This window comes from Stenotrophomonas sp. STEN083, assembly GCF_056759195.1.
Genome location: NZ_JBRRCU010000036.1, coordinates 19,133 through 42,079, shown reverse-complemented (window position 1 = coordinate 42,079; position 22,947 = coordinate 19,133). Strand labels below are relative to the sequence as shown.

The window sequence follows — 22,947 nt, the reverse complement described above, 5'->3', positions numbered from 1 at the left end:
GTCCGTGGGGCTTCCCCCGCGCCCGGTGTCGCGCTCCGGGGTCTCCTCCGGCGTTGTCGCCCCGCGGCTTCCGGGGCTTCGCCGCGGCCGCCCCCCCCCCCCCCCCCCCCCCCCCCCCACTACATGGTTAAAAGCTACCCCTCCCTAGCCCTCCCCTTCGCTGCGCGAAAGGGAGGGGACTAAAGCTACTGCCCTGCGCCGAAACGGTAGGTCACGCCCAACATCGGGCCGGACAGGGACACGTCCAGGCGCTTGCCCTTGTCGCGGTGATCCAGGCTCTGATGGCGGTAACCCATCGATACGAACAGCTTGTCCGTTGCCTGGTAGTTGGCCAGCGCCAGCAGCTGCCAAGTCGAATCCGAACCCACACCAAAACCGCCTACATCCACATAGGCAATGCTGCTCCAGCGCGGGCTCAGCGTCTGTCGCCAACGCACGCCGGCAATCGGGTCGACGAAGGTGGAATCCGAACGCGCCGATCCCAGGCCTGGCACGTTCACCGCTGCATTGATGTCCCAGTAACGCGCGCCGGCCAACAGGTCGATGCCGGTGCGCTCGTTCGCCAGCCAGGCGTAACCCGCAGTCACCGTTGCCGAGGTCTGCTTCACTTTCACGTTCGCTGCCACGCCAATCGGCAGCGGTGTCGAATCCGAGGTGGATGCATGGGTGAAATCGGCCTGCAGCACGAAGTTGCCACGGCGCGCGGTGCCGGTGATGAAGGCGGCGGCATCGAGGTTATCCATCAGCTCGGAGAACGACTTGTGCACGTCCGCCATCGGTGCGCTGCGGAATGGCCTCACCTGGCCTTCCATGCCGCTCATCCACACGTAAGGGGTGGCCTGGAAGCGCCAGCTGTCGTCGTTGTCATTGCTCTGCGCGTGCGCAAGCGGCACGCCGCCCATTGCCAACAGCAGGCACAGGCTTTTGCGGGTGAATCGGGTTTTCATTGAAGCTCCAGATGGTGCGTGCCCACCAGCGCAGGCACGCCGATTGCTCGCCTTAGATGCCCAGGAAACGGAACGGCTTGGCGTCCTTGAACTGGGCGTTGGCTTCACCTGCGTAGATGGTGCGCTGCTGGTTGCCAAGGTCCAGACGCTTCACCTTGCCGCCGCCTGCACTGAAATCGATCTTCTTCAGATCCACCCAGAACACATTGGTGGCCAGCGCCGATTCGAAGTAGTAACGCATGCGCGAATGGTCCGACACCGTGCGCCAGCGGGTCGAGGAGATATTCGGCTGGTCCGGGGTGGTGATGCCGTACGGCACCGATACATTACGGATCACACCGAACACGCTGGCGGTGGATTCCACCGGGTCGGTCGACTTGGGGATGGCATCGATATAGAAGGCCGCACGTGCGAAGCGGTCCGAGGCGCGATTGGTGCCCGGCAACATCACCGTGCCGCCGATCTGCCGCCAATAGCTTTCCAACGCCAGCTGCTCTTCGAAGATCGGCGAGTTGGTCATCACCTTGTAGTCGCGGCTGTGATGGATGACCTGCTTGCCCTTGATGTACTCGATGATGGCGCTGTCACCACTGGCATCGGAGATGGACAGGTGCAAGGTGGCAAGGCGCTGCTCGCCGGGCGCTGCATCGCTGACCAGGGTGAAGGGCTCCGCGCTCAATACCTTCACCGCTTCCTCGACGGTGGCGAAGTTGTCGAGCATGTACTGCGTCCACACCGAGATGGCCAGGCCGGGCTTGCCGCTGTTGCGCTCGGGATATTCGGACTCGGCCAACCACAGCAGGTTGGCGACCAGGCCGGCTTCGTTCATGCCGTCGGTGGTGGAGATGTCGTAGGCGCTGGCAATGACGCTGCCGTAGCGCGAGGTCCACTTCAGCGTGTCCGGGCCGGTCTCGCCAGTGCGCTGCATGCCGCGTGGGAACATCCACAGATGCGTGCCGGTGTCGATCTTGTAGTCCATCGAACGACCGGTGAATATCTCGTTGCCAGCGCCGTGATAGACAAAACGGGTGCAGGCATCGGCTTGCTGCTGCATGCCGGCCATGCCAAACAGTACGGTGGCACAGGCAGCAATAATGGATCGCTTGGCTGATTTCATGGGGCGAGCTTCCTTGGCTTGATCAGGTCAGTGATTCAATCAGATTGATCCTAGCAGCCATTCATTGTCCTATCGCGACAGGGTTGGCAGTCCTGAAAAACAGCAATCAGACAATTGAGCGCTGCTATGCTCCGCACATATTCGAACGGAGGAACTGCCCCATGCCTCACATCACACTGCATCACACCGCCGCCATCCTCCGCCCCTTGCTGGTCGGCGGCCTGTTGAGCATCGCCCTGAGCGGTTGCCTGAGTGCACCGCCGGTCAGCGACGACCCAAACTTCGGCCGCTGCAGTGATGCAGCCGTGCAATGGGCCGTAGGCACGGTCAATGACGAAGCCACCGTGCGTCGCCTGAAGACGGAGAGCGGTGCAGGCCTGGTCAATCCGATCAGCCCGACCACCATCGTCTCCCGCGATATCCGCCAGGATCGCCTGCGCGTCTACACCGATGCCAACAACGTCATCACCAAGGTGCGTTGCGAGTAAAGCCAGCGCGCTGCAACTTGCAGCACAGCACGCGCACAAACACGAACGGCAGGGTTTCCCCTGCCGTTCGTCGTTTCACACGCTCACAATCGCGAGCGCTTGTTTCAAGCGCGCTTACTTCAAACCGCGGTTGTGCAGCAGCGGCTCGACGCTCGGGTCCTTGCCGCGGAAATCGCGATAGGCCGTTGCCAGGTCACGGGTATTGCCGATCGACAGGATCTTGTCGCGGAAGACTTGGCCGTTCTCACGGGTCAGGCCGCCGTTTTCCTTGAACCACTCGAAGGCGTCATGGTCGATCATCTCCGCCCAGAAGTAGGCGTAGTAACCGGCCGAGTAACCGCCACCCCAGATATGGTCGAAGTAGCTGCTGCGGTAACGCGGCGGCACCTGGGCCAGGTCCACCTTGTAGCGCTTCAGCGCATCGGCTTCGAACTTGTCCACGTCCTGCAGCGGTGCGTCAGCGCCCTGCGTATGCCAGGCCAGATCCAGCAGCGCCGCCGACAGGTATTCGGTGGTCATATAGCCCTGGTTGAAGGTCTTGGCCTTGGCGATCTTGTCGACCAGATCCTGCGGCATCGCTGCCTTGGTCTGGTAGTGCTTGGCGTAGTTGGCGAACACCTTCGGGTCCGAAGCCCAGTGCTCGTTGAACTGCGACGGGAACTCGACGAAGTCACGCGGCACGCCAGTGCCGGCCACGCTCGGGTACTTGGTGTTGGAGAACATGCCATGCAGGGCGTGGCCGAACTCGTGGAACATGGTGGTCACGTCGTCCCAGCTCAGCAGCGCGGGCTGGCCGGCGGCAGGCTTGGTGAAGTTGCTGACGTTGTAGACCACCGGCTTGGTGCCGGTCAGGCCGTCCTGTTCGACGAACACGTCCATCCAGGCGCCACCGGACTTGCTGTCGCGCTTGAAGAAGTCGGCGTAGAACAGCGCCAGCGGCTGACCGTTGGCGTCGGTGACTTCAAATACGCGCACGTCCGGGTGATACACCGGCAGGTCCTTGCGCTCCTTGAAGGTCAGGCCGTAGAGCTGGTTGGCGGCGTAGAAGACGCCGTTCTGCAGCACGTTGTCCATCTCGAAGTAGGGCTTGATCTGCGACTCGTCCAGGTCGTACTTGGCCTTGCGCACCTGCTCGGCGTAGAAGTCCCAATCCGATGCGCTGGCCTTGAAGCCGCCGGTCTTTGAAGCAGCATGTTGTGCGTCGATCACCTTCTGGATCTCGGCCAGCTCGCCGCGTGCCTTGGCGGTGGCCGCCGGCACGGTGTCGGTCAGCAGCTTGAGCGCGTTGGCCGGGGTCTGCGCCATCTGGTCGGTGAGGTTGTAGGCAGCGTAGTTCGGGAAGCCGAGCAACTTGGCCTTGGCCGCACGCAACTGGGCCAGGCGCTGGATGATGGCGCGGGTGTCGTTGGCATCACCGTGCTCGGTGCGGGTTTCCGAGGCCTGCAATACCTTGGCGCGCACCTCGCGGTCCTGCAGCGAGCCGAGTGCCGGCTGCTGGGTGGTGTTCTGCAGGCTCAGCACCCACTTGCCGTCCAGCTTGCGCCCCTTGGCAGCGTCTTCGGCGGCGGCGATGTCGCCATCGGACAGGCCGGCCAGCTGCGCCTTGTCATCGATGACCACCGCGCCGGCGGCGGTGGCCGCGACCAGCTTGTTGTGGAAGTCGTTGGACAGGGTGGCTTCTTCGGCGTTGTACTGCTTCAGCGTTTCCTTGTCGGTATCGCTGAGCTCGGCACCGGCCTTGACGAAGCCCTTATAGGTTTCCTCGACCACGCGCAGCTGCTCGGCATCAAGCCCGGCTTCGGCACGCGCGTCATAGATGGCCTTGATGCGCTCGAACAGCTTGGCATCCAGGCGGATGGCATCGCTGTGCGCGGCCAGCTTGGGCACCACGTCTTCCTGGATCTTCTGCCGCTCCGGGTTGGTATCGGCCTGCACCACACTGAAGAACACGCGGCTGACGCGGTCCAGGATGGCGCCGGATTTTTCCATCGGCAGCAAGGTGTTGTCGAAGGTGGCCGGCTGGGTGTTGTCGGTGATCTGCTTGATCTCCGCCAGCTGCTGGCGCATGCCTTCTTCGAAGGCCGGCAGGTAATCGCTGTCCTTGATCTTGTCGAAGGCCGGCGCCTGGAACGGCAGCGAGCTGACAGTCATGAACGGGTTGGTGGAGGCATCGCCCGGCTTGGCGGCCTCCGCAGGTGCATTGGCGGTCACGGGGGCAGTGGACTCCTTGCCAGAACAGGCGGCCAGCGCAAGGCTGATGGCGGCGGCCAGAACAACGGTACGCGACATGAAACGGCTCCTTGGGAACGGGCTTCGAACAGCCCTTTACCCTACTCCGTTCCCGCGTTGGCAACATGTGCCGATGGTGGCGCCGGCCGGCGCCGGATATGTCGGCTGGGCGCTCAGCTGGAGCTGTGGTTCTTGCCCTGCCACTGCCGGTACCACTGGCGGATGGCGGCCATGTCGGCCACGTCGTCACCGCTGGTGTGGAACACCGGGCCGAAGCCGATCACCCGCTCCGGATAATGGAAATACGTAGGGATGACCGGCACATCGGCCATGCGCGCGATCTTCAGGAAACCGCCCTTCCATTCAGTCACCTGCTTGCGCGTGCCTTCCGGCGCCAGCGCATACCAGATCTGCTCGCTGTCGCGGATCATCGCCACCGCCTGACCGACCGTGCCCTGCGGCGAACTGCGATCCAACGGCACCACGCCCATCCGCCGCAGCACCACGCTCAAGGGCCACCAGAACAGCTTGTCCTTGCCGAGGATGCGCGCTTCCAGACCCAGCGCCATCTTTGCCGCCAGGCCCCACAGGCCATCCCAGTTGGACGAATGCGGTGCGGCGATCACCACTGCCTTGGCCAGGTCCGGGATGGGTCCACGGATCTGCCAGCCACCCAGGCGCAGCACGCTGCGGCCCAGCCAACGGCTGAAGGCGGCGCCCTTGCGCTGCGGCATGGCAGCGGGAATAGCCGGAATGGTCGGCGGTGTGTTGCTCAAGCACTACTCCCAATTACGTGTGGAACGGCCGCGCTTGACCTGCGCGCGTTCCTTTTTCTGATCCAACCGGCGCAGCTTGGAGCCGTACGAGGGCTTGGTCGCCACCCGTGGCTTGGGCACGCTCAGGCTGGCCTGGATGAAGCTGGCAAGACGTTCGCGCGCATCCTGGCGGTTGCGGTCCTGGGTGCGGAAACGCTGCGCGTCGATCACCAGCACGCCTTCGCTGGTCACCCGGCGGTCGCGGCGGGCGAGCAGGCGCTCGCGCAGGGGTTCAGGCAGGGACGGCGAACCGGCGATGTCGAAACGCAGTTCCACTGCGGTGGAGACCTTGTTGACGTTCTGCCCACCGGCGCCGGACGCGCGCACGAAACGCTCGACGATCTCCGTTTCCGGTATCGCCAACTGTTCCGAGATTTCAATCTGCTCCGTCGCCATCGGCGCATTGTAAGGGCTGTTGCGGTTTTAGCTGCCTCCCCGACAAGGCGCCGCTGTTGCCCCCTCCCTTGCGCGCAGCGCAGGGGAGGGTTGGGGAGGGGTGCCTTTCGCGGCTGACTTTGAGTGCCTGCGCTGGTTCTGAGTACAGCAGCTAGTGGGTTGAGCTTTGCTGGGCGCCAGGGACTTTAGAAGCACCCCTCCCCAACCCTCCCCTTTGCTTCGCAAAAGGGAGGGAGCACAGCCTGCGCAAAAGGGAGGGTTCCATTCATCACTCCCAGTACTGCCCCGCCCAGCGCCGGTAGGCGCGGTAGTGATGGATCGCGAAGCCGTCAAACGAGGGCTCGTTGCGCAGCGCACGCTCCACCTTGCGCACTTCCTGCTCGAACACCTTGGGCCCTTCTTCATGGAAGGTGACCTTGTCGATGTCGTTGGACGAGACCTCCAGCCCGATCACCACCTTCTTGCCGACTTCGTTGGCATAGGCGATCTCACTGGCGGCGTGCGACAGGATGCTGTCCCTGCCCTCGGCCTTGTCGCGGTAGTCCATCAAGGCGACGTAGTCGTAGATCTTGATGGTGTGCTCGCTGACCGGGCGATGGCGACCATTCCAGTCCACCTCGATGCCATCCAGCCAGAACGGAATCGCCGGGCCAACCGCCAAGGTGGCGCCGCTCTCCTGCTTGATGCGCATCACCGCCGCGCTCATGTCCAGGAAACCAATCAGCAGGTCCGCACGCGTGTCGTCGTCCCACTCGTCGAGGATATGCGGCTCGATGTCCAGATTCGCGCCATCAAAGCGCGCAGCTTCCGGCACCGAGGCGTTGTAGTCCACCACCCGGCGGAACATCGCCTCGGCCTCCTTGCGGTGCTCCGGCAATACGTACTTCTGCGTGCTCAGGTACCAGGAACCCAGCAAGGCGTAGACCTTCATGTTCTTGCCGTGCAGGCGCTCGATGAAGGCGCGGTACAGCTCCGGCTTCTCGACGATGAGGTTGCGGTCCTTGTAGGCGTCGGCATACAGATACACGGTGTCGATGCGCTGCGACTTCAGATACGCCACCGCCTCATCGGCAACCACCGGGTCCTCGATCATCGCGTACGACTCGGCTTCCCAGGTCCAGATCGCGCGACTGGCTGCTGCCGCCTGCGCCATTGGCGCTACAAACAACGCGGCCAACAGGCCAAGGCCGAACATCCGGCTCATTGCGATTTCTCCACGCTTGCTGCGGCATCCACCGGCAGGCGGTAGCGGCCCTGCCCAACTGCCTTGCCATTGTCAGGATCGGATGGGAACACCGACACATAGCAACGGCCACCACAGTCCTGCGGCAGGCGCAGCTGCAACTGCACCTGCTGGCTGCCGCCCGGCGGCAGCTGCATGGCCTGCCCATACACTTCCTGCAGCTCGCGGCCGTCCTCGCTGGACATCACCGCCAGCGGCACGAACACCCGGCTGGGCTTTGGGTCGCCGCTACTGAACACCGCCGTCAGCTGTACGCCATCGGCTACGGCGGCAACCTCAGCCGAGGCCAGCGACAAGCCGTGCGCCACCGGTGCCGCAGCCACTTCGGCAGCAGCCGCAGGCGCGCTGTACGCGACCAGCTTCGGCGTCGCACCTTCCGGCGTCAGCGCGTTCTTCTGCATGAAAATCGCATTGGCCTGGGTGTAACGCTGCAGCCGCTGCAGGGCCCAGGCACGCACGCTGGCGTCATCGGTTTCGGCCAGGTGCATGCCGTCCTGCAGTTCATACAACTTGCCGTCATGCAGCCACCAACGCCCGGCCAGGTATTCCGGCGCGCTGGTCTTGGTCTGCTTCAAGGGGAACTGTTTATTGCTGCGGAAGCTCTCGGCCATGTCCAGGCCGGTGCCCAGCCACGGCGTCTGCGCCGGGCGCTTCAAGCCATAGGTATTGGACAGCAGTGCGATCAGCGACGGCGTCACGTCCAGCTGCGAGGACACTGCGCGGATGCGCTTGGGCTGCTTGAGCAGCGGCGAGAACACGATCAAGGGCACGTGGTAACGGTCCACATGCTCGCCCATCGGAATCTCCGGCAAGCGGTGGTCGCCGGTGATGACGAAGATGGTGTTGGCATACCACGGAGTCGTTTCCACCGAGGCGAAGTAGCGGCGCAGCTGCTCGTCGGTGTACAGGATGGTGGCGTAGATATCAGTGCTGGCGCGATAGCTGGCGCGCTCGGCCTCGGGCACCTGCAGCTGCTGCAAGCGCTGTTCGAACTGCTTGCGGTACACATCCTGATCCGGGAACTCGTAGCTGGTGTGCATCGAGATGGTCTGGATCGCGGTCAGGAACGGCGCCTGCACTTTGTCGTTTTCGGCCAGCACGCGCGAGATCAGTTCCTTGTCCGGGTACCCCCAGGCACTGAACGGATTGCGTTGATAGCCATCACCGAAATTGTTCATGTCGACCAGCGTCTGCACCTGCTGGCCCTGCATGTAAGCGCGCTCGTTGTCGAAGTTGGTGTCGGTGCCGTTGTAGAAGGCGGTGTTATAGCCCTGCTGGCGCAGCACGCTGAACAAACCGGGATGCGCCGGCATGCGATCACCAAGGCCGGTAAAGCCCTCGTCGGCAAACGGTGCCGAACCAATCAGGGTCGGCAGCACACCGAAGGTGCGGCCCTGGTTGGCGAGGAAGTTATCGAAGTACAGGCTGCGCCCGGCCAGCTCATCGAGGAACGGAGTGAAGCTGCCCAGCGATGCCTGCGGACCGGAGAACGAGCGGCCCAGGCCTTCGACCACGATCAACACGACATTCGGCGGTCGGCCATCGCTGGTCGGCGAGAAATTGGGGCCCAAGGCATCCGGGGTCTGCTCCGGGTGCAGGAACGGGTAGTTCGGATCCAGCGGGGCTTCATCGCTGGCGACGGCGCTGGGAACGACCGCCACATCCGACTCGCCCTTGAACCAGCGCCATACATCGCCACTGAACCAGGCCAGCTTGTTGCAGGCCAGATCGCGCGAGGCAACGTCCTTCAAGGCCACCGCACCACTGGGCAGCGGCAGGATCCAAGCGAGGCCACCGGCCACCAGCAACACCGTGCTCCACACCGTGGAGCCGCGTGCATCACGCCGCGCCAGCCATAGCAGGCCCAGCCACAACACCAGCAGCGGCAAGGCCATCGCCAGCACCCCGCGCAGACCAAGCGGTGCGCCATCAGCCAGCGTGGTGCGGATCTCGGCAAGGCTGTAGCCGAACAGATCCGCCCCCAGCGGCACATGCGCGACCTGGAAATACTGGTCGAGCAACACCTGCACCACAATGAACAGCGACCACAGCACGCCCAAGGCAATGTAGCGCGGCAAGGCCCGCTTGATTGCCAGCATGGGCAGCGACAGCAACACCAGGATCGGCACCGAGCGCAGCAGCATCAGCAGGGCCTGGGCTCCGGCAATGCCGACAATTGCGCTGGTCTGCAAGCTGCCGCCGGCACCTGCAACACCATTGCTGACCGCCATTGTGACCAGCACCGCCTGCGCAAGCAGCAGCACCGGGAATGCCGAAGAGAAGCGCGCCCAGGCGCCGCCGTCATGCGTTGAAATCATCGTCAGCTGCTCCCTTACCAGCGCGTATAGATGGAACCGGACAGGCGCTGCTCATCGAAGCCGCTGTCGTCGTCGGCATAACCGGCGCCCAGCTTGAAGCCCCAGTTGGGTGTGACCTGATGCCGCCACGCAACGCCAATGGCGGCGTTGTTGTCACGCACCACGCCGCCGAAGCGATCCAGGTCGGTGCTGCGGCCGCTGCTGACGCTGACTTCCAGATAATCGTCGGCATCGCCCTTGTAGTAATTGCGCAGCAACACGCGATGGCTCCAGCTGCCCGAACCGACACCCGGCACGTGCTGCAGTTTGTAGCGTCCATACCAGTTTCCGACGTAGCGGCCGACGCCGACGCCGTAGAACTCGGTGGTGTCGGAGAAGCGCAACTGGTCGACGCTGGCCGACAGTTCCCAGCCATTGCCCACGCCCTGGAACACTTCCACGCGCCAGCTCTGCTTGGGCAGCACACCGCTGGACGGGCCACGCTGGTAACGCAGGTTCGCATAGGCGCGCGACCATAGCGGTGCGTAGCCGTCCAGCGCCCAAGCGGTGTCCGACGTGTTGAAGTGATCGGCGCGCAGCAGTTCCAGACCCAGCGAGCCGCGCGGGAAGTAGCGCCGCAGGGTCAGGTCGTTGTCGTTCCAGCTCTGGCGGTCACCGCTGAAGCGGGTGTGATCCCAACCAAGGCTTGCACCCCAACGGTAGCCATCGGCCGCCACCGCATCCGGGTTGGCCATGCGCGGCAACAGGCTCAGGCGAAGATCGGCGATTTCCTTTGGATCCGCGCCCAGCGTGGCGGCGGCGTCGAAATCGGCACGCGCTGCAGCGGTCTGGCCCAGCGCACGCAGTTCACGGCCACGTGCGATGCGCGCGGCCGGGTCCTGCGGCGCCAGCTCAACCCAGCGCGAGTAAGCATCTGCGGCCTGCTGCGGGCGGTCACTCCAACGGTACATATCGCCCAGTGCCGACCAGGCATCGGCATAGGTCGGGCTGTTTTTCACCACCTGCTGCAGATCGGCCTCGGCGGCAGCGTACTGGCCGTCCCAGGCGTAGGTGCGGCCACGCGCCAACAGCACATCGCCATTGCCAGGATGCTCAGCCAGCAGTGCGCTGTAGCGGGCAATCGTTGCTGCTCGATTGTTGGCGTCGGACTGCTCACGGATCTGCTGCAGCTGCAGGGTTACGCTGTCCGGCGCTTCCTGGGCGAACGCCAACAAAGGCGCAGCGGCCAACGCGAGCAACAGGCAACGCGACAGCACATGGCGAGGAGCACGAAGGGAATGGTGCTGGGTCATGGAACGGTTCCTGGAAATCATTTGTTGATACTCGATTCGCTGATCACCGACGATGCCACTGCCACCGCCATCGGTACTTCTTCTTTTTGGCTCTGCTGCCAGGAGCCATCACGGCTGATGCGCCCCCAGCTATGCCGCTTGCGACGGGTGAACATCCAGCGGATGGTGGCCGAGAAACGCCAGATGGAGTTCAGCTGGCGATAGCCGAAGTTCTCCAGGATCGCCACCACGAACAAACGCAGCTGCTGCATTGGCCGCGAGTACAGGCCGAAAGAAAGTTCCTCCAGCAGCATCGCGTTGACCGAGAGCAGGATGCCCATGCCGACTGCTGCGGCAAGGAAGATCAGGAACACGTCCAGCTGCACCAGCCCGCACAGGGCCAGCACGATCATCGAGACATAGCCCACCACCTCGATGATCGGGCCGAGAAACTCGAAGAACAGCATGAACGGGAACGCGACCCAACCCGCTGCACCGCTACGGCGATTGAACAACATGCCGATATTGGTCCACAGGCTTTCGGCCAGACCGCGCTGCCAGCGCATGCGCTGGTTACGCAGTGATGCCAGATCAGTGGGCGCCTCGGTCCAGCACACTGGATCAGGTACGAACACGATGCGGTAGTCGCGTTTTTCTTCGCGCAGATTGCGGTGCAGGCGGATCACCAGATCCATGTCCTCGCCGACGGTGTCGGTCCGGTAGCCGCCGATGGCGATCACCCGCTCCTTGTAGAACACACCGAAGGCACCGGAGATGATCAGCAGCGCGTTCATCGGCGACCAGCCCATGCGCCCGAACAGGAACGCACGCAGGTACTCCACCAACTGGAAACTGGGCAGCCAACGGTTGGGCAGGCCGATCTTGTCGAGCATGCCGTCGCGCACCGTGCAGCCATTGAGCACACGCACCACGCCACCGCTGGCGACCACACGGCTGTCTTCCAGGAACGGCCGTACCACCCGCGACAGGCTTTCCGGCTGCAGGATGCTGTCGGCATCGACCACGCAGAACAGCGGATAGCGCACGCAGTTGATACCAGCATTGATCGCATCGGCCTTGCCGCCATTGGCCTTGTCGACCATGCGCACGCGCGGACAACTTGCCGAGGCATATACCCCGTGCACCGGCTCGGTCTGCAGGCGGGTGCGATAGGCCTCGGGCACCCGCACCAGTCCAAACGCCTCGATCAGTGCATCGCGGGTACGGTCGCTGGAGCCGTCGTTGACGACCACGATCTCGAACGCCGGGTAGCTGGTCTTGAGCAGCGAGCGCACCGAGGAAACCACCGAGGTTTCTTCGTTGTAGGCGGGCAGGATGATGCTCACCGGCGGCTGGTAATCGCGCAGACCAGCCGGCAAATAGTTGGCCCGGTACTCGCGCATGTAGCGCACGATCTGGTAGGCCGAAATGTAATTCAGCAGCAGGTAGGCCAGGTTGATCGCGACAAAATAGGCCATGAAGAACCACTGCAGCGAGTCGGCGATACTCACCCAGGGAATCTGCTGCACGTAGCTCACCAGCATCTGCCAATAAGCGTTCATGTCGCACTCCTCATCGCGTTCTCGGACAGCACCTGTTCGATGATGTCGCGCCCATAGCCATCACTCTGCCGCGACTGCACCTCACGCAGGGCATCGGCCCCCATGCCCGGCAAGCCGAACAAGGCCTGCGCGGTGCGGTAGCGCACCCACCAGACGCTGTCCGAAAGCAGGCCTTCCAGTCGTGTCGCATCACTGCGTTCGCCGATGCGTCCCAGCGCCGCCGCCGCATGCATGCGCACATGCCAACGCGATGCCGTGAGGAAACCAATCACCCGCTCGCGATCCTGGCGATCGCTGATCAACTGCAGGCACACCGAGATGATGTGGTCATCCACATGCCCTTCCAGCAATTGCCGCACCACCACCGCTGCACGCTGCGGATCGATATCGGCAAGGAAGCGGACCAGCTTCACGGTGGAATCGGCATTGGCGCGTAACAGCGCGTTGCTGATCTCGCGGGCGGCGCTGCCGTCCTCGTTCTCGGCCAGGATCCGCGCCACGCTGCCTGGCACCCAATCTTCGCGCTCGGTAATCATCGGCACAAAGGCGGACATGGCACGCGGTGGATCCACCTGCGCCAATGCACGCGCTGCGCACAGCGAGACGATGGGGCTGCGGTCGTTGAGGAATTTGGCCAGCAGGTCGTATAGATGCCGGTCGCGCAGATGGCCCAAGGCAATGATGGTCATGGCGCGGTCGTGGTAGCTGCCGCGCAACATGCGTTGCGCCGCGTCCTCCAGACCGACGCGATGACCCAGCGGCGCCAGCCGCCGTACCGACGCTTCCGGCAGGCTCTCGCAGACGCTGTTCCAGGCTTCGATGAAGCCTATGACCTCATCGCGTTGCAATCGGTGCACCGGCACGGTTTCGCCGGCAAGTTCGCGCTGCAGAACATCGTTCCAATACTGCCGAGCCAGGATGTCGCGCTTTTCACGGCGCTGCGCCCGTACCCGCAGAAAAACGATGATCAACAGCAATACAGTGGCCAACAGCAGGGTGAGAATAGCCACCCAACTGGCCACCACGAGTACGGTCGGCCCCTCGAACAGACTGTCCATCGCGGTTCCTACTTGTTGCGGGCAGGTGGCTTGCGAGGCCACGTACCCCCCCTGGGTACAGCTCCTGGTGCCAAGCATAGATAGAAACGTGACTCACGTCTCTATTTTTCGCAATTTCAGTAGGTTTTCTGTAACGCGATTATGCTAGCAGCACTCCTATTAATGTAAATATTTCATTAAAAACAGTGATTTATTACACCGCAAACTGTGCTCCTCGCCACACCACAGCCAAGTGAAGATTCAAAAAAACTGACTTCGGCCACGGCGGTGCCCCGGTTATGCTCGAAGCCTGCCCATCACAAGGACGATCCATGCAGCGTTGCCGCCAAACTCTCCGCACCCGTTGCGCTCCCTTGCTGGTCGCCGCCAGCCTGCTGCTTGCCGGCATCGCACCGGCCTGGGCAGCGCCCGCCACCGATGCCGACGTCAACCGCCTGCTGGCGGCATCCCGCGCCCAGAACATGCTCGACGCGATGCTGCCGCAGATGGAAGCGATGCAAGCACAGCAGTTTGCCGAGATCGCCCAGAAGCAACCGCTGACCCCGGAGCAGAAGGCGGGGCTGCAACGCATCCAGCAGCGCACCTCGCAGACCTTGCGTCAGGCCTTGGCCTGGTCGCAGATGCGGCCGATGTATGTGGATCTGTACAAGCAATCGTTCTCGAAGGAAGACGTACTGGCGATGGCCGAGTTCTACGAGAGTCCGGCCGGCCAGAGCCTGCTCGACAAAACCCCGGCGCTGATGCAGAACCTGATGGTCGCCATCCAGCAGAAGATGACCCCGCTGATGGCAGACCTGCAGAAAGATCTGGAAAAGATCAACAGCGAAGTCCAGTAAGCACCCAACTGTAGTGCCGAGCCATGCTCGGCAACGGGGCCTTACCGGTAAAGCTGCTCTGTTTTTGTAGGAGCGGCATAAGCCGCGAAGCTGCCAATGTTGCAATCACCGGCATTCCCGCAATCTGATGGTTTGCGGGCTTCGCGGCTTATGCCGCTCCCACAATCCCGCAAGTGTTGATGGGTTCCCGGGAAAGCCCCTGCCGAGCATGGCTCGGCACTACGCCTCCTCCCTTTGGCGAAGCCAAGGGGAAGGTTGGGGAGGGGTGGTTTTTCGCTGGGAAAGCTGCTGCCGAGCATGACTCGGCACTGCACCCCCTCCCTTTGGCGAAGCCAAGGGGAGGGTTGGGGAGGGGTGGTTTTTCGCTGGGAAAACCCCTGCCGAGCATGGCTCGTCACTACCTCAGGCTGGTAGCTTCCAGTTGAACAGGTCCATTGCCTTCTGGAACTCGCGGTCCAGTGGTGCGCGCACCTCGATGCGGCGGCCATCCTGCGGATGCGGGAAGGCCAGACGCTCGGCGTGCAGCAGCATGCGGTGCACGCCCTGCATGCGGAACGTGCGGTTGTGCCGGCCATCGCCGTGGCTGGTGTCGCCGATCATGTGGTGGAACATGTGCTTGAGGTGCCGGCGGATCTGCCGGAAACGTCCGGTCTGCGGCTGGCAACGCAGCAGCGCATAACGCGAGGTCGGGAAGCCCGCCGACGGAATCGGCAACTCGCCTTCCAGCAGTTTCTGGAAATGAGTGATGGCCTGCTTCTTTACCGGCTTGCCGGGGCCGCCATCCAGATCGTGATCGACGGTGAACGCATCCTCCGCCGGCCAACCACGACACACCGCCAGGTAATCCTTCTCCACTTCGCCGCCCATCAATGTCTTGCCCAGCACGCTGGCGCTTTCGCGATCGAAGGCCAACAGCAGGCAGCCGCTGGTGGCGCGATCCAAGCGATGAATCAGAAAAATTGGTTTGCCCAACTGCTCGCGCAAGCGATCAGCAAGGAAGTCATCTTCGCCACGCGCCAGCTTGCTGTCGTGGACCATCAAACCCGCTGGCTTGTTGACCACCGCCAGCCACTGGTCTTCGTACAGCAGCGGCAGCGGTTCAAAAACAACCGGCGCTTCCACGGCTTCATCGACAACATCACTCATCGACGCAACCACGCCGAAGCCAACGCTATCGCACCAACTGCTCCCGTCACCCACGACCACAGCGGTACCGAGGCGAACTGAGGACCGCCTGCTTGCAGGCCGTACAACAGCGCCGACACCACCATCAAACCGACACCGGCAACTGCAGTAACCACGCGCCGCTGCATGCGCTGCAGCGTGCCTTCGAGGTTGACGATGTCCTGCGAGCGCATCGCCAGCTCATGCTTGCCTTCCACCTGCTGGCGCAGCCAGCTGTGCAGCAAGGCCGGCATGTCGGGGGCCTGGGTCATGATTTCTGGCAGGCGCTTGCGCAGCTCCTTCAGCGCGCGGCGTGGGCTGTAACGCTCGCGCAGGATGCGCTCCAGCACCGGCTTGGCCACTTCCCAGATGTCCAGGTTGGGGTCGAGCTGGCGGCCCACGCCTTCGATGTTCAACAGCGTCTTCTGCAGCAGGATCAGCTGCGGCTGCAGGGTCAGCTGATAACGCTGAGCGGTGCGGAACAATTTCATCAGCACTTCGGCCAGCGAGATCTGCGACAGCGGGCGGGTGAAGTACGGTTCGCAGACCGCACGCACGGCTGCTTCCAGCTCGTCGATGCGCACCGTGTTCGGCATCCACTGCGCCTGCAGGTGCAGCTCGGCGATGCGGCGGTAATCACGGTTGAAGATGGCCATGAAGTTTTCGGCGAGGTAGAACTGATCCTCTTCCGACAGCTGGCCCATGATGCCGAAGTCCAGCGCGATGAAGCGCGGGTTGTCGCGGCGCGCCGGATCGATGTCGACCCAGATGTTGCCGGCGTGCGCATCGGCGTGGAAGAAGTTGTCGCGGAACACCTGCGTGTAGAACACGCGCACGCCCTTGGCGGCCAGCGCCTTGCGGTCGATGCCGGCCTTGTCCAGCGCGGCGATATCGTCCGAAGGAATACCCCAGACCCGCTCCAACGTCAGCGCGCGCTCGGCGGTGTGGCTCCAGATCACTTCCGGGACGTACAGGTCGTCCGAGTTTTCCCAGAAGCGGCGCAGCACGCTGGCGTTGGCGCCTTCGCGCTGCAGGTCCAACTCGGCGGCCAAGGTGGTTTCGATCTCGGCCACCACTTCGCGCGGGCGGATCTTGTCGGCACGCGGATGGGTGCGCTCGACCAATGCGGCCAGCGACTTGAGCAGGGCGATGTCACCGGCGATCTGTTTCTCGATATCCGGGCGCAGCACCTTGACGACGACCTGGCGACCATCGTCCAGCGTTGCTGCATGCACCTGCGCGATCGAGGCCGAGGCCAGCGGCGTGGTGTCGAAGCTGGCGAAGGCTTCGGTAATCGGCAGACCCAACGCCTGCTCGACGATCTGCAGCGCGCGCTCGCCGTCGAACGGCTTGACCCGGTCCTGCAGCAAGGTCAGCTCGGCGGCGACATCCGGCGGCACCAGATCGCGGCGGGTGGACAGGATCTGGCCGAACTTGACGAAGATCGGGCCCAGCTCCTGCAGCGCAAGGCGCAGACGCGCACCGCGCGACTGCGAGGCGATATCGGCGCTTGCACGCGGTACGAACGGCTTGGCAACGCTCAGCCAACGCTCGACCGGGGTGCCATCGAGCAGGTCATCCAGGCGGTAACGCAAAATCACCCGGCCGATACGGCTGGCACGGAACATGGCGCGGGTGGCCTTCATGCGGCACCTCCGGCGCGCTGACGCAGGCGCGCGATGCGCGCGGCCATGCGTTCGACGTCATCGCGGATCACGTCCACATCATCATGGAAGGCATCCAGCTCGGCACGGGCAACGACATCACGCGACTCCTCGGTAACGTATTCGGCGGCGGTCTCGGCCAGATCCTTGGCGCTGCGCCTGGCCTGCAGCAAGGCTGCACGCAGGGTCTGCGCGATCTGCACGCCGAGGATCTCGCCAAAGGCTTTGACAAAAGGCTGCTGCCAATCCGGATCAAAACGGGTGGCCAGCTGCTGCAGGCGGCGCGCCAGCTCGGCATCGCCGGAGACCTTGACCCGCCCAGCCGGCGCGCTGTTGCCGCGCCGTGCATTGGCGAGGAAGGGCAGCTGCGCCAGCACCCCGCCCAGCGTGCTGCGCACGGCCAGGTCGGGCTCCAACGAGGGATCGACCGGGCCCACGGTCAGGCGTTCACCGGCGACCCCGATCTGCATCGCCAGCGATGGCGACTCCAGGGTCAGGGCGATGCGTTGGCCATCCAGCGAGGCCAGCGCGGTGCGGGTATCCGGGTCCAGCGCCAGCGCGCGGTTCAAGGCCACTTCCAGCGCACGGCCGGCCAGCGGCTTGATCATTTTGAGGGGGGATGCAGGCATGCGGGCATTCTACCGGAGGGGCGGGATTGGAGATTGGATGCCGGCGGGGAGCTGATGCCTCGCCAGCACAGGATTTGTTCATGTAGCGGCGCCTTGCGCGTGAATCCGCGCTTTCGGCGGCAAGCCTCGCCAGCTGGTCGCCGCGATCAATACATTGCGAATCCCTACCGCCCGTTCCCGCTTTAAAGCAACCACCAAACCCTATTCCCGAATCGCGGCGTTTGAGTTCATGCTATGCAGACACCACCAAACACAGCGTCAGGAGCACACAGGCAATGGGCAAGACCCGGGTTGGCATCATCTTCGGCGGTCGTTCGGCCGAGCACGAGGTCTCGCTGCAGTCGGCGAAGAACATCTTCGACGCGCTGGACAAGGAACGTTTCGACGTCAGCCTGATCGGCGTGGACAAGCAGGGCCTGTGGCACCTGTGCGACGCGGCCGGCTTCCTGCTCAATGCCGATGATCCCAAGCGCATCGCGCTGGATACCTCCGGCCCGGTGCTGTCGGTACTGCCCGGCGCCGAGCGCGGCCAGCTGCTGGCTGCCGATGGCCGCGAAGTGCCGCAGCTGGACGTGGTGTTCCCCATCGTGCACGGCACCCTCGGTGAAGACGGCACCCTGCAGGGCCTGCTGCGCACCTTGAACCTGCCCTTCGCCGGCCCCGGCGTGCTGGGTGCAGCCGCGGCGATGGACAAGGACATGGCCAAGCGCCTGCTGCGCGATGCCGGCTTGGCGGTGGCGCCGTTTGCCTGCTTCAACCATGTCACTGCTGCACGCGCCGACTACGCTGCACTGGTCGCACAGCTCGGCCTGCCCTTGTTCGTCAAGCCGGCCAATCAGGGTTCCTCGGTCGGCGTGAGCAAGGTGCGCAACGCCGAAGAGTTCGCCACCGCGATGGCATTGGCGCTGTCGTTCGACCACAAGGTGCTGGTGGAATCGGCGATTGTCGGCCGCGAGATCGAATGCGCGGTGCTGGGCAATGACGTTCCCGAAGCCAGCGTCTGCGGCGAAGTGGTGGTGCATGACGACTTCTACGCCTACGACACCAAGTACATCAGCGCCAGCGGCGCGGAGACGGTGATTCCGGCCGATATCGCTGCCGATGCGCAGCAGCGCATCCGCGAGATCGCCGTGCGCGCCTATCAGGCGTTGGACTGCATCGGCATGGCACGCGTGGACGTGTTCCTTACCGAGGCTGGCGACGTCGTCATCAATGAACTGAACACCCTGCCCGGCTTCACCAAGATCAGCATGTATCCCAAGCTGTGGGGCGCAAGCGGACTGGGCTATACCGCGCTGATCACCCGCCTGATCGAGCTGGCGCTGGAGCGCCACGCTGCGGACAAGGGCCTGCGTAGCTCGATCAGCACTTCGGCCTGATCGAAACTACTGAAACGACGCGGCCCGCACCCTCCAGGAGGATGCGGGCCGTTCTGTTTCTGGCGTCAGGAATGATCAGCCTTTCTTGCGGAACATCGACACCACCGCAAGGATCAGGAAGACGACGAACAGGATCCACGCGATATTGCTGGCCGCACCGGCAATGCCACTGAAGCCGAGTACGGCTGCAATGATGGCGATGACGAAGAAAACGACGGCGTAATGCAGCATGGGCTGGGTCCTCTGTTGGAGTCAGGGGTCCATCCTCGGCAATTGGCGGTCGCGATACGGTGAGAGGAACGTTAGCGCCGGATGATGATGCCGCCGTCCATTCAGGAAGCGGCCGCCAACCGGCGCAGACCTTCTTCGATCGAGACCTTGGGCACATAGCCGAAATCGCGACGTGCCGGCTCCATCGAATACCAATGCGGCGTGCACAGCTGCTCGGCGAGAAAACGTGTCATCGGCGGTTCGCCGGACAGACGCAGCAGCGGCCACAGTTTTTCGCAGACTGAGCCGATGCGGTACGCGGTCTTGAACGAGATCGACTTCTCTACTGCCGGCGCACCAACAGCGGCGAGCAGGCGGTTGAGCAGTTCGCGCATCGGCAGCGGTTCGCCGTTGGAAATGAAGTACGCCTTGCCAGCGCAGGCCGCCCCCACTACCAGATGATCGAAGGCATCGAAGTGCGCCTGCGCGGCGTTGTCGATGAAGGTGGTATCCACCTTGTTGTTGCCATCACCGACAAAGCGCAAACGGCCGGCGCGCGCGCGTTCGGCCAAGCGCGGCACCAGCTGGTTGTCACCCGGGCCCCAGATCAAGCGCGGACGCAGGGCAATGGTTGCCAGATCGGCGCCATTGGCGGCCAGCACTTCCTGCTCGGCGATGGTCTTGGTGGCGGCATACGGCGCCTGGAAGTCCTCGCCGTAAGGCACTTCATCCGCACCCAGGCCTTCGACCGGATGGGTGGCACGGTGGGTAACGCTGGGCGTGGAGGTATAGACCAAGCGGCCTATGCCATGCGCCTTGCAGGCGGCCAGAACATTGCGGGTGCCGACCACATTGGCCTGGAAGTAGCTGTCGTAGCTGCCCCAGGCACCGGCCTTTGCGGCGTTGTGGAAGATGGCATCGACACTGGCGGCGGCGTGATGCACGGCATTGGCATCGGCCAGGTCACCGCGGATCTGGCCGACGCCGATCTCCTGCAGAGACGGGTAATGACCACGATTGAAGCTCAGCACCTGATGGCCGCGTTCGACCAGGCCGCGGCACAAGGCCTGACCGAGAAAACCACCACCACCGGTAACCAGAATCTTCATTCGTTTGATCGCTCTGCTGCTGGGCTTCCGCGCCGACCTGCTGCTGCGGAAGCATTGAGATTTGTCCGTCAGTATCGCAGTAGTGGTGTGCGGGTGCTTTGCCGGGGATGTTGGCGGAGAGCTTTACCCCTCCCCAGCCCTCCCCTTGCCTGCGGCAAAGGGAGGGTGCAAAGCCTTAGCCCTCCCTTTCGCGTAGCGAAGGGGAGGGTTGGGAGGGGTGCTCTTCGCTGTGCGCCAAGGCCCGCAGAATGTCCTCCAACACCGCTGGCATCCGCTGCAGCACCTCGTCATTCCAATAGCGCAGCACCCGGAAGCCCAAGCCCTGCAGCACTTCGGTGCGTCGCTGGTCATAGGCAACTTGCTCAAGATGCTGCCCACCGTCCAACTCGACGATCAGCTTCGCCTCCAGGCAGACAAAGTCGGCGATATAGCCGGCCAAGGGCATCTGTCTGCGGAAGCGATAGCCCGCCAACTGGCGTCGGCGCAGTTGCTGCCACAGGCGGCCTTCGGCATCGGTGGGTGCGTTGCGCAGGGCTCTGGCGCGCCTTCGCAGCTTGTCCATTGCGGCTCTCCGTTCTTGGTACGGAAAGCCTGCGATTGGTAGCGATGGGAGCCTGTCAGGGAATAGCTGGATTCGGGCTGTCCTTAGACTCAATCGACACTGCGCTTTACCCCTCCCCAACCCTCCCCTCCGCCTTCGGCGCAAGGGAGGGAGCCAAAGCCCCCCTCCCCAGCCCTCCTCTTGCCTGCGGCAAAGGGAGGGGGCAAAGCTTTAGCCCTCCCTTTCGCGTAGCGAAGGGGAGGGTTGGGAGGGGTGCTCTTGCTCTTGCTAGTGCTTCAAACCTTCCAGCTCAACTCAACTGAGCCTGCGCCCACACCGCCAGCTTCTCGCGCCCTATCTTGGCGTTGTGGCGGATATCCACCGGGAAGCCCGGATGACGCAGGAAGTACTCAATGCTGGCAAAACCCGGATGACCCAATGCCATGACCCGCAACTGCTTTTCGACTTCAGCGAAGTGCTGATCCGGCAACAGCTCGTAACACAGCACCGGCACCTGCTGGCCCAACGCACCAACACCCACCAAAGCCGTGCGCCGCACACCGGCCACGGTGTTGAACACCGGCTCCACCTGCTCGGTATACAGCGGCCCCGCTGCCGTCTCGACACGATGCGTCTTGCGCCCGCAGAACCACAGGCGCCCTTCGGCATCGAACCAACCCACATCGCCCATGCGATGCACGATGCGCTCGCCGCCATCGGCCAGTACTTCGCGGATCTTGGCCGCGGCTGTGGCCTGCGGTCGATTGAAATAGCTGTCGGTGGTGGTCGGGCCGACCACGGTGATCTCGCCCACTTCACCAGCCGGCAACTCACGCACGCCATTCCAGTCAGCAATCGGCTCGTCGGTGATGGCAATGATGCGCACGACATTCGGCGCGACCACGCGACCAACGCAGGTGCCAGCACCGGCCTCGGTCGCCTCACGTGTATCAACCAGCTCACGGCCTTCGATCACCGCGACCGGCAGGCATTCGGTGGCGCCATACGGCGTCCAGAACTGGCCGTCTTCCGGCATCAGCGAACGGATTTTGGACACGATCTCCGGCGGCACTGGCGCACCTGCCGAGGTGGCACGGGTCACCGTTGGCAGCGGCTGGCCGTGCTCGGCCAGTACCCGCATCAAGGCCGGCGAACCAAACAACTGGGTCACGCCGAAGCGAGCGATGGCGTCGTGCAGCTTGCGTGGATCGGCGCTGCCGGGCCGGGTCGGGTCCATGTCCGGGATCACCGAAGTCAGGCCCAGCGCCGGGTCGAACAGGGCGAATGGCGGGAAAGTCGGCAGGTCGATGCCACCGGGCTGCATGCCGAACGCATTGCGCAGCAGTTCCACCTGGCCGACGAAGTGGCGATGGCGGTAGACCACACCCTTGGGCACGCCGGTGGAGCCGCTGGTGAACAGGATCGCGGCCACATCGTCCGGCGCGGTGGCGGCCAGCTGACTGCCCGCACCGGCGCCGTCGGCCTCGATCTTCGCCAAGGTAATGCCCCCCCAGGCCCAGCGCCGGCCGACGGTGACCTTGAGCTTTGCCGCCTTGGCCCAGCCGAGCAGAACCCGCGCAAATTGCGCCAAGGGGATGCCGATGAAGGCCTGCGGCTGCGCTTCATCCAGACACTGCTTCAGCGCGCGCTTATCAATGCCGGGGTCGACCAGCACCGGCACCGCGCCGATCTTGAACAGGGCGAACATCAGCAGGAAGAACTCCGGCCCCGGCCGCACCATCACCACCGCGCGCACGCCGCGGCCGATGCCGTTGGCCGCCAAACCAGCGGCAATGGCGTCGCTGCGGGCATCCAGCGTGCGGTAATCCAGGGTCACGTCGTAGGCGGCCATGCCATTGGCGGCGGGCTTGCCGGGGCAACGGATGGCGATCTGGTCGGGCCGTTCACGCGCCAGCTCAGGCAGGCGCGCGGCGATATTGCAGGTTTCGTTCATCTTCCTATTGTCGCCAA

20 protein-coding genes are annotated in these 22,947 nt (G+C 63.7%); 3 read left to right on the top strand and 17 right to left on the bottom strand.

The annotated features are described in order from the left end of the window. Positions 1-185: 185 nt before the first annotated feature. Complete coding sequence (locus ACVOK8_RS12040) at positions 186-947, bottom strand: porin family protein (protein ID WP_481567009.1); 762 nt, start codon at positions 945-947, stop codon at positions 186-188. A gap of 52 nt (positions 948-999) precedes the next feature. Then, positions 1,000-2,064 carry a linear amide C-N hydrolase gene (locus tag ACVOK8_RS12035; protein WP_481567008.1) on the bottom strand — a complete coding sequence of 355 codons (1,065 nt, stop codon included), beginning with the start codon at positions 2,062-2,064 and terminating at the stop codon, positions 1,000-1,002. A gap of 161 nt (positions 2,065-2,225) precedes the next feature. Here ACVOK8_RS12035 and ACVOK8_RS12030 point away from each other — a divergent pair, with 161 nt between their 5' ends. Beyond that, the gene (locus ACVOK8_RS12030; RefSeq protein ID WP_481567007.1) at positions 2,226-2,552 is read left to right on the top strand and encodes a hypothetical protein; all 327 of its coding nucleotides are present in this window, start codon (positions 2,226-2,228) and stop codon (positions 2,550-2,552) included. A gap of 114 nt (positions 2,553-2,666) precedes the next feature. Here ACVOK8_RS12030 and dcp read toward each other — a convergent pair whose 3' ends face one another. The 8 genes from dcp to ACVOK8_RS11990 all read right to left on the bottom strand — a co-directional run bounded on the left by dcp (position 2,667) and on the right by ACVOK8_RS11990 (position 13,444). Continuing rightward, a complete protein-coding gene (dcp, locus tag ACVOK8_RS12025) occupies positions 2,667-4,841 on the bottom strand; it encodes a peptidyl-dipeptidase Dcp (RefSeq protein WP_481567006.1) in 2,175 nt (724 codons plus the stop codon). 113 nt (positions 4,842-4,954) lie between these two features. Beyond that, the gene (locus tag ACVOK8_RS12020) at positions 4,955-5,557 is read right to left on the bottom strand and encodes a 1-acyl-sn-glycerol-3-phosphate acyltransferase (protein ID WP_481567005.1); all 603 of its coding nucleotides are present in this window, start codon (positions 5,555-5,557) and stop codon (positions 4,955-4,957) included. 3 nt (positions 5,558-5,560) lie between these two features. Continuing rightward, on the bottom strand, positions 5,561-5,992 hold the full coding sequence (gene arfB / locus ACVOK8_RS12015; protein WP_481567004.1) for an alternative ribosome rescue aminoacyl-tRNA hydrolase ArfB: 432 nt from the start codon (positions 5,990-5,992) through the stop codon (positions 5,561-5,563). A 268-nt stretch (positions 5,993-6,260) separates the two neighbouring features. Next, on the bottom strand, positions 6,261-7,196 hold the full coding sequence (locus tag ACVOK8_RS12010) for a hypothetical protein (protein ID WP_481567003.1): 936 nt from the start codon (positions 7,194-7,196) through the stop codon (positions 6,261-6,263). Further along, entirely contained in the window at positions 7,193-9,553 is a 2,361-nt protein-coding gene (locus tag ACVOK8_RS12005) for an LTA synthase family protein (protein ID WP_481567002.1), read from the bottom strand. The genes ACVOK8_RS12010 and ACVOK8_RS12005 overlap by 4 nt, the downstream gene beginning before the upstream one ends. Positions 9,554-9,567: 14 nt before the next feature. Continuing rightward, positions 9,568-10,845, bottom strand: coding sequence for a YaiO family outer membrane beta-barrel protein (locus ACVOK8_RS12000; RefSeq protein WP_481567001.1), 1,278 nt, complete (start codon positions 10,843-10,845; stop codon positions 9,568-9,570). Between the two features lie 17 nt (positions 10,846-10,862). After that, positions 10,863-12,386, bottom strand: coding sequence for a glycosyltransferase family 2 protein (locus ACVOK8_RS11995; protein WP_481567000.1), 1,524 nt, complete (start codon positions 12,384-12,386; stop codon positions 10,863-10,865). Then, entirely contained in the window at positions 12,383-13,444 is a 1,062-nt protein-coding gene (locus ACVOK8_RS11990) for a HEAT repeat domain-containing protein (protein WP_481566999.1), read from the bottom strand. The genes ACVOK8_RS11995 and ACVOK8_RS11990 overlap by 4 nt, the downstream gene beginning before the upstream one ends. 311 nt (positions 13,445-13,755) lie before the next feature. Between ACVOK8_RS11990 and ACVOK8_RS11985 the strand changes: the two genes are divergently transcribed. Next, positions 13,756-14,280, top strand: coding sequence for a DUF2059 domain-containing protein (locus tag ACVOK8_RS11985; RefSeq protein WP_481566998.1), 525 nt, complete (start codon positions 13,756-13,758; stop codon positions 14,278-14,280). Positions 14,281-14,682: 402 nt separating this feature from the next. Here ACVOK8_RS11985 and ACVOK8_RS11980 read toward each other — a convergent pair whose 3' ends face one another. Genes ACVOK8_RS11980 through ACVOK8_RS11970 form a run of 3 tightly spaced genes read right to left on the bottom strand, consistent with a single transcriptional unit; the run spans position 14,683 to position 17,737 of the window. Beyond that, entirely contained in the window at positions 14,683-15,426 is a 744-nt protein-coding gene (locus ACVOK8_RS11980) for a pseudouridine synthase (RefSeq protein WP_481566997.1), read from the bottom strand. Next, positions 15,423-17,090: a ubiquinone biosynthesis regulatory protein kinase UbiB gene (ubiB, locus tag ACVOK8_RS11975; RefSeq protein ID WP_481566996.1), complete on the bottom strand. Its 1,668-nt coding sequence runs from the start codon at positions 17,088-17,090 to the stop codon at positions 15,423-15,425. The genes ACVOK8_RS11980 and ubiB overlap by 4 nt, the downstream gene beginning before the upstream one ends. Continuing rightward, positions 17,087-17,737: a ubiquinone biosynthesis accessory factor UbiJ gene (locus ACVOK8_RS11970; protein ID WP_282273235.1), complete on the bottom strand. Its 651-nt coding sequence runs from the start codon at positions 17,735-17,737 to the stop codon at positions 17,087-17,089. The genes ubiB and ACVOK8_RS11970 overlap by 4 nt, the downstream gene beginning before the upstream one ends. A gap of 275 nt (positions 17,738-18,012) precedes the next feature. On the opposite strand from ACVOK8_RS11970, the gene ddlA reads away from it, so the two are divergent. Continuing rightward, positions 18,013-19,116 carry a D-alanine--D-alanine ligase gene (gene ddlA / locus ACVOK8_RS11965; RefSeq protein ID WP_481566995.1) on the top strand — a complete coding sequence of 368 codons (1,104 nt, stop codon included), beginning with the start codon at positions 18,013-18,015 and terminating at the stop codon, positions 19,114-19,116. Positions 19,117-19,191: 75 nt separating this feature from the next. Here ddlA and ACVOK8_RS11960 read toward each other — a convergent pair whose 3' ends face one another. From ACVOK8_RS11960 to oleC, 4 genes are all read right to left on the bottom strand, one after another. Beyond that, positions 19,192-19,347 carry a DUF1328 domain-containing protein gene (locus tag ACVOK8_RS11960; protein ID WP_282269396.1) on the bottom strand — a complete coding sequence of 52 codons (156 nt, stop codon included), beginning with the start codon at positions 19,345-19,347 and terminating at the stop codon, positions 19,192-19,194. A gap of 101 nt (positions 19,348-19,448) precedes the next feature. Beyond that, a complete protein-coding gene (gene oleD, locus ACVOK8_RS11955) occupies positions 19,449-20,435 on the bottom strand; it encodes a 2-alkyl-3-oxoalkanoate reductase (RefSeq protein WP_481566994.1) in 987 nt (328 codons plus the stop codon). A gap of 175 nt (positions 20,436-20,610) precedes the next feature. Beyond that, the gene (locus tag ACVOK8_RS11950; RefSeq protein ID WP_481566993.1) at positions 20,611-20,997 is read right to left on the bottom strand and encodes an endonuclease domain-containing protein; all 387 of its coding nucleotides are present in this window, start codon (positions 20,995-20,997) and stop codon (positions 20,611-20,613) included. 289 nt (positions 20,998-21,286) lie between these two features. Continuing rightward, a complete protein-coding gene (gene oleC / locus ACVOK8_RS11945; RefSeq protein WP_481566992.1) occupies positions 21,287-22,930 on the bottom strand; it encodes an olefin beta-lactone synthetase in 1,644 nt (547 codons plus the stop codon). Positions 22,931-22,947: the final 17 nt, after the last annotated feature.

Excerpts from the sequence above, each read along its gene's own strand:
- ACVOK8_RS12040 (WP_481567009.1), bottom strand. The coding sequence starts at position 947 with ATGAAAACCCGATTCACCCGCAAAAGCCTGTGCCTGCTGTTGGCAATG.
- ACVOK8_RS12035 (WP_481567008.1), bottom strand. The coding sequence starts at position 2,064 with ATGAAATCAGCCAAGCGATCCATTATTGCTGCCTGTGCCACCGTACTG.
- ACVOK8_RS12030 (WP_481567007.1), top strand. The coding sequence starts at position 2,226 with ATGCCTCACATCACACTGCATCACACCGCCGCCATCCTCCGCCCCTTG.
- dcp (WP_481567006.1), bottom strand. The coding sequence starts at position 4,841 with ATGTCGCGTACCGTTGTTCTGGCCGCCGCCATCAGCCTTGCGCTGGCC.
- arfB (WP_481567004.1), bottom strand. The coding sequence starts at position 5,992 with ATGGCGACGGAGCAGATTGAAATCTCGGAACAGTTGGCGATACCGGAA.
- ACVOK8_RS12010 (WP_481567003.1), bottom strand. The coding sequence starts at position 7,196 with ATGAGCCGGATGTTCGGCCTTGGCCTGTTGGCCGCGTTGTTTGTAGCG.
- ACVOK8_RS12005 (WP_481567002.1), bottom strand. The coding sequence starts at position 9,553 with ATGATTTCAACGCATGACGGCGGCGCCTGGGCGCGCTTCTCTTCGGCA.
- ACVOK8_RS12000 (WP_481567001.1), bottom strand. The coding sequence starts at position 10,845 with ATGACCCAGCACCATTCCCTTCGTGCTCCTCGCCATGTGCTGTCGCGT.
- ACVOK8_RS11995 (WP_481567000.1), bottom strand. The coding sequence starts at position 12,386 with ATGAACGCTTATTGGCAGATGCTGGTGAGCTACGTGCAGCAGATTCCC.
- ACVOK8_RS11990 (WP_481566999.1), bottom strand. The coding sequence starts at position 13,444 with ATGGACAGTCTGTTCGAGGGGCCGACCGTACTCGTGGTGGCCAGTTGG.
- ACVOK8_RS11985 (WP_481566998.1), top strand. The coding sequence starts at position 13,756 with ATGCAGCGTTGCCGCCAAACTCTCCGCACCCGTTGCGCTCCCTTGCTG.
- ACVOK8_RS11980 (WP_481566997.1), bottom strand. The coding sequence starts at position 15,426 with ATGAGTGATGTTGTCGATGAAGCCGTGGAAGCGCCGGTTGTTTTTGAA.
- ubiB (WP_481566996.1), bottom strand. The coding sequence starts at position 17,090 with ATGAAGGCCACCCGCGCCATGTTCCGTGCCAGCCGTATCGGCCGGGTG.
- ACVOK8_RS11970 (WP_282273235.1), bottom strand. The coding sequence starts at position 17,737 with ATGCCTGCATCCCCCCTCAAAATGATCAAGCCGCTGGCCGGCCGTGCG.
- ddlA (WP_481566995.1), top strand. The coding sequence starts at position 18,013 with ATGGGCAAGACCCGGGTTGGCATCATCTTCGGCGGTCGTTCGGCCGAG.
- ACVOK8_RS11960 (WP_282269396.1), bottom strand. The coding sequence starts at position 19,347 with ATGCTGCATTACGCCGTCGTTTTCTTCGTCATCGCCATCATTGCAGCC.
- oleD (WP_481566994.1), bottom strand. The coding sequence starts at position 20,435 with ATGAAGATTCTGGTTACCGGTGGTGGTGGTTTTCTCGGTCAGGCCTTG.
- ACVOK8_RS11950 (WP_481566993.1), bottom strand. The coding sequence starts at position 20,997 with ATGGACAAGCTGCGAAGGCGCGCCAGAGCCCTGCGCAACGCACCCACC.
- oleC (WP_481566992.1), bottom strand. The coding sequence starts at position 22,930 with ATGAACGAAACCTGCAATATCGCCGCGCGCCTGCCTGAGCTGGCGCGT.